Below are 11672 nucleotides of genomic sequence, written 5' to 3'. Positions count from 1 at the left end.
CTTTCAATGCTTGGGGACTGTCCCTCTGGGACTGTCCCCGGTTTTCCTCCGCAGCGGATGAAAACCGGGGTCAGTCCCGAAGGGACAGACCCCAAGCCTGGAAACCTAGGGGAGCTCACATGCTGAAAAAAATCCTGCTCGGCCTGGTAGTCATCGCCACCACGATCGTCGCCCTGGCCCTGATGCGCCCGGACTCGTTTGAGGTGCGCCGCGAGATCGACATCGCCGCGCCGCCCGCGCGCGTGGCCGGCTACCTGAACGACTTCCATCAGTGGACCGTCTGGTCGCCGTGGGAGCGCCTGGACCCCGCGATGCGCCGCACGTTCTCCGGCCCGCCGCGCGGGCAGGGCGCCGTGTATGCCTGGGCCGGCAACGACGACGTGGGCGAGGGCCGCATGGAGATCGTCGAGGACCAGTCGCCAGAGCGCATCGTCATCCAGCTCGACTTCGTCAAGCCGTTCGCCGCGCGCAACCGCACCGTGTTCGAGCTGTCGCCGCAGGGCACAAGCACGCATGTGGTCTGGACCATGTCCGGCCCCGCGCCGTTCATCACGAAGCTGGTCGGACTGTTCGTCAGCATGGACGAGATGATCGGCGCGGATTTCGAGCAGGGGCTGCGCCAGCTGAAGGCCGCGGCGGAAGGAAAGCCATGAAATCATCGATACCGTTCTTGCTCGCGCTGGCCGCCGCCGGCGCCCAGGCCGCCCCGCTGGCGGCCGACCATCCCATCATCGGCATCTGGCGCCTGGAGGTGCCCGAGACGGCCTGCACCGAAACCTATCGCATCCGCACCGACGGCACGGCGCTGGTCACCAGTGCCGCCGAGGTGGCCGAGACCACCTTCGAGATCGCCGCCCGGCCGGACGCCAACGGCTTCTATCGCACCGTCAACCGCATCGTCAAGGACAACGGCAAGCCCGATTGCACGGGCCAGGTCACCAAGCCAGGCCATACCATCAATACCTTCATCCTGTTCCACCCGTCCGGCAACCAGTTCCTGATGTGCCAGGCGCCGGACCGGCGCGCCTGCGTCGGGCCGCTGGTGCGCGTCACGGGCGACTGGATCTGAGCGGCGTCGCCGAAGTGTCCGCGCCGCAGCGTTCGCGCCAGGCGCCCGGGTTGACGCCGGCCCATTCGCGGAACGCGTGGTTGAACGCGCTCTGCTCCTGGTAGCCGAGCAGGAAGGTGATGTCCAGCAGCGACAGGCCGGGGCGGGCGAGGTAGTCGCGCGCCAGGGCGAAGCGGGCTTCGTCCAGCAGGCGCTGGTAGCTGGTGCCGGCTTCGGCCAGCTTGCGTTGCAGGGTGCGCGGCGTCAGCTGCAGCTGGCACGCCACGCTGGCCAGGCGCGCCTGGCCGTGCGGCAGGCCGGCGACGATGGTGTCGTAGACGCGCGCCACCACGTCCGGCTCCTCGCCGCGCTGGCGCAGGAGCTGCTCCACGTGCCGTTGCAGGACCGGGTACAAGGTCACATCCGCGTTCGGCACCGGGCAGGCCAGCAGCGCCGCATCGAAGTGGGCCACGTTGGCCGGCGCGCCGAAGCGGGGCAGGCTGCCGAACACGCGGCGGTATTCGTCGTGGCCGGCCGGGTCGCCGCCATCGTGGGTCAGCGACAGCTGCGGCGCCGGCAGGCTGGCGCCCGCGAGCCAGTTGCCGAACACGCGCACGCCGGCAAACACGCTGTCGGCCAGGTGGCGATGGCGGCTGGGGAAGCGGCTGTGCCAGCTGTAGGCGGCCAGCTTGCCCTGCACCGTCAGGCTGGAGCGGCCCAGGTCGTGCGCCAGCGCCTCGTAGCGGATGGTCTGCTCGAACGCCTGGCCGAAATCGCGGCAACTGAGCAGGATCAGGCCGTAGGCGGAAAACGTGCCCACCTTGACCCGCTCGCCCACGTGCAGGCCGAAGTGCGGGTCGGCCGCCAGCATCGCGCCCACGTCGAGCAGGCGCACGTATTCGCTGGCGGACAGCTGGGCGGGCAGTGGATCGAGGGCGTCCGCCGCCAGGCCGGCGGCAAGGGCCAGGTCCGTGGCGCCGACGCCACGCGCGGCGGCCGCCTCCAGCAGCGGCTGCAGGTAGGAACCGGCCACCCGGCCGGCACCGGCCGGACGGACCGGGGAAACGATGGCATGATCGAGCAATGCAGTTGTCATGAAAGCGCAAGACCGGCAAGGACGGTGGACGTAATCTGCGATCCTGGGCGATCGGACTGGCGATCGCCGACAGATCGACAATAACAGGGGCGTTGCCGAGTATAGCGCCCGTACGTGACAGGGAGACGACGAAATGCGCAGGTGGAATGGCTGGGGCGACGAAAGCGTCGCATATCCGCTGCACGAGGGGGCGCTGGCCTTCCTGGCGGACCGGATCGGGGCGGGAACGCCCTTCGCGGACGCGCCCTTCGACGCCGCCTGCGCGAGCCTCGCGCCATCGCGCCTGGCTGGCCTGCAACCGCCCGCCGGTGTCGCGCTGCACACGGACGCGCCCACGCGGGTGCGCCACGCGCTGGGCCAGAGCCTGCCCGACTGGCTGCGCCTGCGCTACGGCTGCATCGGCACGGCGCCGGACGGCGTCGCCTTCCCGGAGAGCGGGGCGGACGTGCGTGCCCTGCTGGACTGGGCGCGGGCCCAGCGCGTCACCGTCATCGCCTACGGCGGCGGCACCAGCGTGGCCGGCCACGTGACGGCGCAGCCGGCCGCACGCCCCGTGCTGACGGTTTCGCTGGCGCGCCTGGCGCATCTTGTCCACCTGGACCGCGAGGCGCAACTGGCCACCTTCGGCGCCGGCGTGTTCGGCCCCGACCTGGAAGCGCAGCTGCGCGCGCACGGCTGCGTGCTGGGTCATTATCCGCAGTCGTTCGAGTATTCCACGCTGGGCGGCTGGATCGCCACGCGCTCCTCCGGCCAGCAGTCGCTGCGCTACGGCCGCATCGAGCAGCTGTTCGCCGGCGGCACCGTCGAAACCCCGCGCGGCACGCTGCAGATCCCGGCCTTCCCGGCATCGGCCGCCGGCACCGACCTGCGCGAGATCGTGCTGGGTTCCGAGGGCCGGCTCGGCATCGTGACCGAAGCGACCGTGCGGGTCTCGCCGGCGCCGCAATACGAAGCCTTCCACGCGGTGTTTTTTCCGGGCTGGGAGGAGGGCATCGCGGCCGCCCGTGCGCTGGCGCAGGCCCGCGCCGGCCTGTCGCTGCTGCGCCTGTCCAATCCCACCGAGACCGTGACGATGCTGGCGCTGGCCGGGCACCGCCGCCTGGTCGGCTTGCTGGAACGCTGGCTGCGCGTGCGAGGCTGCGGCGATGGCAAGTGCATGCTGCTGATCGGCGTCAGCGGCACCCGCGCGCAGGCTCGTTCGGCGTTGGCGGCGGCGCTGGCGACCTGCCGCGGGCAGCGTGGCCGCCACGTCGGCCGCATGCTGGGCGACAAGTGGCGCCAGGGGCGCTTTCGCAACGTCTACCTGCGCAACGCGGCCTGGCAGCACGGCTACGCCATCGATACGGTGGAAACGGCGGTGGACTGGCCGCGCGTGACGGCGACGATGCAGGCCGTCGAAGCGGCGGCCGCGCAGGCGCTGGCCGGCTGCGGCGAGGCGGTGCACGCCTACACGCACCTGTCGCACCTGTACGCCCAGGGAGCCAGCGTGTACAGCACCTTCGTCTACCGGCTGGCGGGCGACTTCGACACCGACATGGCGCGCTGGCGCGCATTGAAGGGCGCCGTCAGCGCCGCGATCGTCGCCAATGGCGGCACCATCAGCCACCAGCACGGCGTCGGCACCGACCATGCGCCCTACCTGGCGGCCGAGAAGGGTGCCGAGGGACTGGCCGCGATTCGCGCCATGCTGCGCCATTTCGACCCGGATGGCATGCTCAATCCCGGCAAGCTCGTGACGGAGCCGGCATGACGGCCGCCAGCCACTGGCAGCCGGGCGGCCGCGCCGGCCTGGCCCAGCTGCTGGCGCGGCCATGGGACGTGCTGGTCGTGGGCGGCGGCATCAGCGGCGCCGGCATCCTGCTGGAGGCGGCGCGGCGCGGCCTGAAGGCCTTGCTGGTCGAGCAGCGCGACTTCGCCTGGGGCACGTCGAGTCGTTCCTCGAAGCTGGTGCATGGCGGCCTGCGTTACCTGAAGGAAGGCCGCTTCGCCCTGACGCGCGAATCGGTGCGCGAGCGCGAAGCCCTGCTGCGCGACGCGGCCGGGCTGGTGGAGCCGCAAAGCTTCGCCTTCGGCGATTACGCGGGACGCAAGCCGGGCCGCCACGCGTTCCTGCTGGGACTTGCGATCTACGACCGCATGGCGGGCCAGCGCGCCCGCCACTACGTCGGCCGCGACGAATTCCTGGCGCTGGTGCCGAATGCGGACACGGCCGGGCTGCAGGGTGGCATGTGCTATACCGATGCCAAGACCGACGACGCGCGCCTGGTACTGCGCGTGCTGCAGGAAGCCCGCTCGTATGGCGGCGTGGCCGTCAACTACCTGGGCGTGGAGCGCTTGCTGCGCGCCGGCGGCCACGTCACCGGCGCTCAGCTGCGCGATGCGCTGGACGGCACCACGCACCGGGTGGCGGCGCGGGTGACGATCAGCGCCACCGGTGCGTGGGCCGACGGCCTGCGCGCGGCGGCCGGCGGCATGCGCCTGCGTCCCCTGCGCGGCAGCCACCTGGTGCTGCCGGCCTGGCGCCTGCCGCTGGCGCAGGCGGTCAGCCTGATGCACCCGCAGGATGGCCGCCCGGTGTTCGCGTTCCCGTGGGAGGGCGCCACCCTGGTCGGTACCACCGACATCGACCATGGCGACGACCTGGCGCGCGAGGCCGCCATCACGCCGCAGGAGCTGGGCTACCTGCTGGCCGCATTGCGCTGCCAGTTCCCCGCGCTGGAGCTGGGCGTGGACGACGTCATCGCCACGTTCGCCGGCGTGCGCCCCGTCATCGACTCGGGACAGGCCGACCCGTCGAAGGAGGCACGCGACCACGCGCTGTGGCTGGAGGACGGCCTGCTGACGGTCACCGGCGGCAAGCTGACGACGTTCCGCGTGATCGCGCTGGACGCGCTGCGCGCCGTGCAGCCGCTGCTGCCCGGCTGGCAGGACAGCCTGGAGCCGGTGCCGATCCTGGCTGAAGTGCCGCGGCCCTACGACCGCCGGCTGCCGCCCGGCCAGGCGCACCGGCTGGCGGGGCGCCATGGCCGCGACGCGGCGGCACTGATCGAGGCGGCGCGGGAGGGCGAGTTGACGCTGGTGCCGGGCACGCAGACCCCTTGGGCCGAGCTGCGCTGGGCCGCGCGCCACGAGGCCGTGCAGCGCCTGGACGACCTGCTCTTGCGGCGCACCCGCATCGGCATCCTGACGCGCGGCGGCGGGCGCCACCTGCTCGAGCGCGTACGCGCCATCTGCCAGCCGGAGCTGGGCTGGAAGGACGCCCGCTGGAACGCGGAGGTTGCCGCCTACCTGGCCTTGTGCGAACGCCACTACGGCCTGCCGGCCGCCGCCACGGATGCCGCCGCCTATGCTTGAACCGCATTCGTCTCCCCTTCTGCTGTCGATCGACAACGGCACCCAGAGCGTGCGCGCGCTGGTGTTCGACCTGCGCGGCAACCTGGTCGCCAAGGCCCAGGTGCACCTGCAGGCCTATTATTCCGACCACCCCGGCTGGGCCGAGCACAAGGCCGAGGGCTACTGGCAGGCCGTGTGCGCGGCCTGCCAGCGGCTGTGGGCCGAGCAGCCGGCGCTGCGCAGCCAGATCGCGGCCGTGGCCGTGACCACCCAGCGCGGCACCGTCGTCAACGTCGATGCCGACGGCCGCCCGCTGCGGCCGGCCATCACGTGGCTGGACCAGCGGCGCACCGACAGCGTGCCGCGCGTGGGCGCGCTGTGGCGCACCGCGTTCCGGCTGGCGCGCGTGGACAACACGCTGACCTACTTCCAGCGCGAGGCGGAGATCAACTGGATCGCCGCGCACCAGCCGGACGTTTGGCAGAAGACCCACAAGTTCCTGCTGCTGTCCGGCTACCTGAACTTCTGCCTGACGGGAAAATATGCCGATTCGACTGGTTCGCAGGTGGCCTACGTGCCGTTCGACTACAAGCGCCACCGCTGGGCCGGCGCGCGCGACTGGAAGTGGCAGGCGCTGGCGCTGCGGCCGGACATGCTGCCGGAGCTGGTGGCGCCGGGCACGCCGATCGGCGTGATCACCGGCGCTGCGGCGCAACTGACCGGCATTCCGGCCGGGTTGCCGGTGATCGCGGCGGCGGCGGACAAGGCCTGCGAAGTGATCGGCGCCGGCTGTCTGGCGCCGCACATCGGCTGCCTCAGCTACGGCACCACGGCCACCATCAACACGACGGGGACGAAGTACGTCGAGGTGACGCCGTTCATTCCGCCATACCCGGCCGCGATCCCGGGCGCTTACAGCACCGAGGTGCAGATCTTCCGCGGTTTCTGGATGGTCAACTGGTTCAAGGAGCAGTTCGGCGACCGCGAGCAGGCGCTGGCGACGGAAAGCGGCACAGCGCCGGAAGTGCTGTTCGACGACCTGGTCAACGCCGTGCCGCCCGGCTCGATGGGGCTGATGCTGCAGCCCTACTGGAGCCCGGGCGTGCGCATCCCGGGACCGGAAGCGAAGGGCGCGATGATCGGCTTCGGCGACGTGCACACGCGCGCGCACATGTACCGGGCGATCCTGGAAGGGCTGGCGTATGCGCTGCGCGAGGGCAGGGAACGGATCGAGCGGCGCAGCGGCACGCCGATCACGCAGCTGCGCGTGGCCGGCGGCGGCTCGCAGAGCGACGCGGCGATGCAGCTGACCGCCGACATCTTCGGCTTGCCGGCCGCGCGCGCGCACGTGTACGAGACCTCAGGCCTGGGCGCGGCCATCGCGGCGGCGGTGGGGATCGGCTTGCAGCCGGACTTCGCCACGGCGATCGCGGCGATGACGCGCCCGGGCCGCGAGTTCCAGCCGATCGCGGCCAATGCGCGCGTCTATGACCAGCTGTACCGGCGCGTGTATTTGAAGATGTACCGGCAGCTGCGGCCGTTGTACGAGCAGATCGCCGAGATCACCGACTATCCGCGGCGCTAGTGAACTGACCCTGAAGTTTGCTTGAGCAGCCCTTGCCTCATCAGGTTTAGGGTCTGTCCCTTCGGGACTGACCCTGGTTTCTATCGGCGGCGCATGCGTTACGATGAAAACCGGGGTCAGTCCCTTGCAGGGACAGACCCCAAGCCTGATGCGCCGCTGGGCAGCCCAGCGTTTATCCGCACCCGGTTGCGCCCTTCCTCCTTGGCCGCATACATCGCCCGGTCCGCCGCCACGAACAGCGACTCGATGCGGTCGTTCTGCCGCGGCGTCATCGTCGCCACGCCGATGCTGACCGTGATCCAGGGCGAGGTCGGCGAGCGCGGGTGCGGCAGCTGCAACGTCTCGATGTGCGCGCGCACGGATTCGGCCAGCGCGGCGGCCGCGTTGGCGTCGGTCTCCGCGAACAGCAGCACGAATTCCTCGCCGCCGTAGCGTGCCGCCAGGTCGGTGCCGCGCAGTGCATGCGCGGCGATGGCCTGCGCCACCTGTTGCAGGCAGACGTCGCCGGCGGCGTGGCCCAGCGTATCGTTGTACAGCTTGAAGTGGTCGACGTCCAATACCACCAGCGACAGCGGCGCGCCGGTGCGGGTGGCGCGCTGCCACTCCTTTTCCAGGAAGCTGTCGAAGTGGCGGCGGTTGGCGATCTTCGTCAGCGGGTCCACCATGGCGGCGCGCTGCAGCGCATCCTCGGAAAGCTTGTGGTGCGTGATGTCGTGCAAGAGCCCAATGAACAGCGGCTGGCGCAGGAACATCGGCGTCAGGGTCAGGTCCATGCAGACCGATTTGCCCAGCTTGTGGCGGATGATGACTTCGCGCGTGCCGTGGCTGTGCGCCGTCTCCGGATTGGCCGCGTAGCGCGAGAAATACTCCAGGTACTCGTGCGCCACCAGGGGATTGAGCAGGTCGGAGATATAGCGGCCGGCCAGCTCCTCCGGCCCATAGCCCAGGTACTGGTCGCAGGCCGGGTTGGTGAACTGGATGCGGCCGTTCGCCTCGATGATCAACAGGCCTTCGGCCATGTTGTTGACGATCGTGCGCAGGCGCTCGGCCTGTTCGTGCTGGGTCTCGGCGCTGGCGCGGATCGACAGCTGCGTGCGCACCCGCGCGCACACTTCCGGCATGCGCAGCGGCTTGCCGATATAGTCCACCGCGCCCAGGTCGAAGCCGGCCACCACGTCGTCCGTCGCCGTGCGCGCGCTCATGAAGATGACGGGAATGCGCTGGGTCACCGGATGCGCTTTCAGCTGGCGGCAGGTCTCGAAGCCGTCCATGCCGGGCATGACGATGTCGAGCAGGATCAGGTCGGGATGCACGCGCCGCGCCAGCTCCAGCGCCCGCTCGCCCGAGCTGGCGACAAAGGTCTGGTAACCCTGCTCGACCATCTGCGTGCGCAGCGCGGACAGGCTGTCCGGGGCGTCGTCGACAATCAGGACCGCGGCATCGCGGCGCGCGGAGAGACCGGTGCTGCCTGGCGTCATCGGGCTTTCATCCAAGGTAATCTATCTGTCCAGATAATACCTTCAAGCAACAAATAATTGGAGAAAACCATGGCCGATTCGCGCAAATAAGACGGTTCATGTGACTGTTGAGTATATGTCGTTGACTTCAAAGTAACATCGGTTTCATCGTCGCCAAAATGAAAAAACCCTCCGGGCCGCCAGGCCGGGAGGGTTCGAGCGAAGCGAAGCGCGAAATTACAGGCGCGCGGCGATCAGCTTGCCCAGGATCGCGATGCCCTGGCGGATGCGCTCCGGCGGCACCGTCACGAAGGACAAGCGCAGCGTGTTGGTTTCCGGCTCGTTGGCGTAGAACGGCGCGCCCGGCACGAACGCGACCTTTTCCTTGATCGCCTCGTCCAGCAGCTCCATCGCGTTGATGTGCTTGGGCAGCGTGACCCAGATGAACATGCCGCCTTCCGGCTTGGTCCAGGTGGCGCTGGCGGGGAAGTGCTCGGCCATCGCGTCCAGCATCACCTGGCACTGGTTGCCGTACAGGTCGCGGATGGTCGGGATGTGCTGGTCCAGGAAGCCGTCCTTGACCACTTCGTGCACCACCATCTGCGTCAGCTGCGCGGTGTGCAGGTCGGCGGCCTGCTTGGCCAGCTCCAGGCGGCGCACCAGCGGCAGCGGCGCGACCACGTAGCCCAGGCGGATGCCCGGCGTCAGCACTTTCGAGAAGGAGCCCATGTAGATCACGCCTTCCGGGTTCATCGCCACCATCTTCGGCAGCGGCTCGCCCTTGTACGACAGCGCGCCGTAGGGATCGTCCTCGATCAGCGGCAGGCCCAGGCGGGCGCAGGTCTCGACCAGTTCCAGGCGGCGTTCGACCGACAGGGTGCGGCCGGTCGGGTTCTGGAAGTTCGGCAGCGCGTACAGCAGGCGCGCGCCTTCGGCGACCGGCGCCAGCGACGAGGGCACCAGGCCGTGCTCGTCGGTCTGCACCGACTTGAATTCAGGACGGTAGACGGAAAACGCCTGCAGCGCGCCCAGGTAGCTCGGCGTCTCGACCAGCACGCGGCTGCCTTCGTCGATCAGTACCTTGCCCAAGAGGTCCAGCGCCTGCTGCGAGCCCGATACCATCAGCACCTGCTCCGGCACGATCCTGGCGCCGTTCACCGACAGCGAGTCGGCGATCCACTGGCGCAGCGGCATGTAGCCGTCGGTCGGGCCGTACTGCAGCGCGGTCTTGCCGGTGGTGGACAGCACCTTGTCGTAGGCGGCCTTCATCACGTCGACCGGGAAGGTCGCCGGCGACGGCAGGCCACCCGCGAACGAGATGATCTCGGGCTGCTGCGTGATCTTCAGGATCTCGCGGATGAAGGAGCTTTGCAGCTGGGCGGCACGCTCGGAAAAGCGCCACTGGATCGGGTTGGGGTTTTCGATTTTCATACGTCTCTCTCAGAGAAATTTGCGGGGCTGGCCCGGCTGGAACGAGCGCGCTTGTGGCGACTATCGGGAGGCCGCCGTGGCATGGCGGATGCGGCGCATGGCGCGGCGGCCTCGGGTCGGGCGGCGCCGGGTCAGGCACCGACCGCTAACAGGTTGAACGACCAGGTTAAACAACTTCCGCGATCAGTTCGATCTCGACGCAGGCGCCGCGTGGGATCTGGGCCACGCCGAAGGCGGAGCGGGCATGCTTGCCGGCTTCGCCGAACACTTCGCCCAGCAGCTCCGAGCAGCCGTTCGTGACCAGGTGCTGGTCGGTGTAGTCGGGCGTGGAATTGACCAGGCTCATGACCTTGACGATGCGTTTGACGTTGTTCAGGTCGCCGCCGCACGCTTCCTGCAGGGTGCCCATCAGGTCGATCGCGATGGCGCGCGCGGCCTGCTGACCCTCGGTCGTTTCGATGTCCTTGCCCAGCTGGCCGGCCCAGATGCTGCCGTCCGGCTTCTTGGCGATGTGGCCGGAGATGAACACCAGGTTGCCGGTGCGGACCCACATCACGTAAGCGGCGACGGGGGCGGCGGGCGGCGCCAGCGTGATATCGAGCGACTTCAGTTTTTCGTAGACGGACATGACTGATCTCAAGGTAAGTTGCTGTTTCAAAGACCGATATTGTACGACCTGGCGGCAGCGGTGCCCACATCTTGCCACCGAATTAACTGCGGGATTTCGGCGTTGCGCCAGCAAAAAATGGCAGTGAACGGGCTTACGACAGGGGCCTACGACAGCCGCCGGCGCACGGCGGTACGGCGTCCGACCGCTACCACCGCGATCACCGCCAGGGCGAACGCCACATGCGCCGCCCGCAGCGGTTCGCCCAGCACCAGCGCGGCGCCCAGCAGGGTCAGGAACGGCTGCACCAGCTGCACCTGGCCGACCCGCGCCACGCCGCCCAGCGCCATGCCGCGATACCAGAAGAAGAAGCCGAGGAACATCGAAAATACGCAGGTGTAGCCGAAGCCCAGCCAGGCCGGCAGCCGCGCGGCGGCCAGTGCCGCGCCGGCGTCCCATGCCTGCCACAAGGTCAGCGGCAGCGCGACGGGCAGCGCCAGCAGCAGGGCCCAGCTGATCACCTGCTGGCCGCCCAGCGTCTGCGCCAGGCGGCCGCCCTCGGCGTAACCGAAAGCGGCGGCCAGCACGGCGGCGAACAGCGCCAGGTCGGCCGCGTGCAGGCTGCCGCCGCTCTGGCGCAGCGCGAAGCCGACCACCAGGCTGGAACCCAGCAGCGCGCTGGCCCAGAACGCCGGCGACGGTCGCTCATGGCCGCGCAGCGCGGCAAACAGGGCGGTCGCCAGCGGCAGGATGCCGACCAGCACGGCGCCGTGCGCGGCGGGCAGGGTACGCATCGCCATGGACGTCAGCAGGGGAAAGCCGATCACGCAGCCGGCCGCCACGGCGGCCAGGCCCGGCAGCGCGGCCCGTGGCGGCAGCGGGGCGCGCTGCCAGCGCAGCCAGCCTGCGGCAAGCAGCGCGGCCACGACCGCACGTGCCATCGCGGCGAAAGTGGGGTCGAGATCGGCCACGGCCAGCCGCGTGAACGGCAAGGTCAGGCTGAAGATGGCGACGCCCAGCAGGCCGAGCAGCATGCCGGCGGTTTCCGGGCTGACGCGGGACGATGTGGTGGACAAGGTTTGCATGGGACTGGCGCTGGAGTGTGGACAGGAGTA

At 69.7% G+C, this 11672-nt stretch carries 10 protein-coding genes; 5 read left to right on the top strand and 5 right to left on the bottom strand.

The genetic code is table 11. The annotated features are described in order from the left end of the window. Nucleotides 1–119: 119 nt before the first annotated feature. Entirely contained in the window at nt 120–653 is a 534-nt protein-coding gene (locus E7V67_017765; protein WUR11540.1) for an SRPBCC family protein, read from the top strand. Continuing rightward, a complete protein-coding gene (locus E7V67_017760) occupies nt 650–1069 on the top strand; it encodes a hypothetical protein (protein WUR11539.1) in 420 nt (139 codons plus the stop codon). Before E7V67_017765 ends, E7V67_017760 begins: the two co-directional genes overlap by 4 nt. Here E7V67_017760 and E7V67_017755 read toward each other — a convergent pair. Continuing rightward, nucleotides 1050–2144 (bottom strand): AraC family transcriptional regulator, encoded by a 1095-nt coding sequence (locus E7V67_017755; GenBank protein ID WUR11538.1) that lies wholly within the window; start codon nt 2142–2144, stop codon nt 1050–1052. The two genes, E7V67_017760 and E7V67_017755, sit on opposite strands and share 20 nt — an antisense overlap. Before the next feature lie 133 nt (nt 2145–2277). On the opposite strand from E7V67_017755, the gene E7V67_017750 reads away from it, so the two are divergent. The 3 genes from E7V67_017750 to E7V67_017740 are packed head-to-tail and all read left to right on the top strand — an operon-like array spanning nt 2278 to nt 7062. After that, nucleotides 2278–3894: an FAD-binding oxidoreductase gene (locus tag E7V67_017750; protein WUR11537.1), complete on the top strand. Its 1617-nt coding sequence runs from the start codon at nt 2278–2280 to the stop codon at nt 3892–3894. Beyond that, nucleotides 3891–5498, top strand: a complete 1608-nt coding sequence (locus tag E7V67_017745; GenBank protein WUR11536.1) for a glycerol-3-phosphate dehydrogenase/oxidase — start codon at nt 3891–3893, stop codon at nt 5496–5498. The genes E7V67_017750 and E7V67_017745 overlap by 4 nt, the downstream gene beginning before the upstream one ends. Then, nucleotides 5491–7062 (top strand): FGGY-family carbohydrate kinase, encoded by a 1572-nt coding sequence (locus E7V67_017740; GenBank protein WUR11535.1) that lies wholly within the window; start codon nt 5491–5493, stop codon nt 7060–7062. Before E7V67_017745 ends, E7V67_017740 begins: the two co-directional genes overlap by 8 nt. 116 nt (nt 7063–7178) lie before the next feature. Here E7V67_017740 and E7V67_017735 read toward each other — a convergent pair whose 3' ends face one another. From E7V67_017735 to E7V67_017720, 4 genes are all read right to left on the bottom strand, one after another. Beyond that, nucleotides 7179–8540 carry a diguanylate cyclase gene (locus E7V67_017735; GenBank protein WUR11534.1) on the bottom strand — a complete coding sequence of 454 codons (1362 nt, stop codon included), beginning with the start codon at nt 8538–8540 and terminating at the stop codon, nt 7179–7181. Nucleotides 8541–8756: 216 nt separating this feature from the next. Continuing rightward, the gene (locus E7V67_017730) at nt 8757–9950 is read right to left on the bottom strand and encodes a PLP-dependent aminotransferase family protein (protein ID WUR11533.1); all 1194 of its coding nucleotides are present in this window, start codon (nt 9948–9950) and stop codon (nt 8757–8759) included. 166 nt (nt 9951–10116) lie between these two features. After that, on the bottom strand, nt 10117–10578 hold the full coding sequence (locus E7V67_017725; protein ID WUR11532.1) for a RidA family protein: 462 nt from the start codon (nt 10576–10578) through the stop codon (nt 10117–10119). A 146-nt stretch (nt 10579–10724) separates the two neighbouring features. Beyond that, nucleotides 10725–11642 (bottom strand): DMT family transporter, encoded by a 918-nt coding sequence (locus E7V67_017720; protein ID WUR11531.1) that lies wholly within the window; start codon nt 11640–11642, stop codon nt 10725–10727. Nucleotides 11643–11672: the final 30 nt, after the last annotated feature.

The sequence above is a fragment of the [Empedobacter] haloabium genome, from assembly GCA_008011715.2.
Classification (GTDB): domain Bacteria; phylum Pseudomonadota; class Gammaproteobacteria; order Burkholderiales; family Burkholderiaceae_D; genus Rugamonas; species Rugamonas haloabia.
Note: the sequence above shows the minus strand (reverse complement) of the source record. Positions and strands in the feature narration are given on the sequence as shown.

What these genes read in the sequence shown, in the direction of transcription:
- E7V67_017765 (WUR11540.1), top strand. Translation starts at nt 120, where the DNA reads ATGCTGAAAAAAATCCTGCTCGGCCTGGTAGTCATCGCCACCACGATC.
- E7V67_017760 (WUR11539.1), top strand. Translation starts at nt 650, where the DNA reads ATGAAATCATCGATACCGTTCTTGCTCGCGCTGGCCGCCGCCGGCGCC.
- E7V67_017755 (WUR11538.1), bottom strand. Translation starts at nt 2,144, where the DNA reads ATGACAACTGCATTGCTCGATCATGCCATCGTTTCCCCGGTCCGTCCG.
- E7V67_017750 (WUR11537.1), top strand. Translation starts at nt 2,278, where the DNA reads ATGCGCAGGTGGAATGGCTGGGGCGACGAAAGCGTCGCATATCCGCTG.
- E7V67_017745 (WUR11536.1), top strand. Translation starts at nt 3,891, where the DNA reads ATGACGGCCGCCAGCCACTGGCAGCCGGGCGGCCGCGCCGGCCTGGCC.
- E7V67_017740 (WUR11535.1), top strand. Translation starts at nt 5,491, where the DNA reads ATGCTTGAACCGCATTCGTCTCCCCTTCTGCTGTCGATCGACAACGGC.
- E7V67_017735 (WUR11534.1), bottom strand. Translation starts at nt 8,540, where the DNA reads ATGACGCCAGGCAGCACCGGTCTCTCCGCGCGCCGCGATGCCGCGGTC.
- E7V67_017730 (WUR11533.1), bottom strand. Translation starts at nt 9,950, where the DNA reads ATGAAAATCGAAAACCCCAACCCGATCCAGTGGCGCTTTTCCGAGCGT.
- E7V67_017725 (WUR11532.1), bottom strand. Translation starts at nt 10,578, where the DNA reads ATGTCCGTCTACGAAAAACTGAAGTCGCTCGATATCACGCTGGCGCCG.
- E7V67_017720 (WUR11531.1), bottom strand. Translation starts at nt 11,642, where the DNA reads ATGCAAACCTTGTCCACCACATCGTCCCGCGTCAGCCCGGAAACCGCC.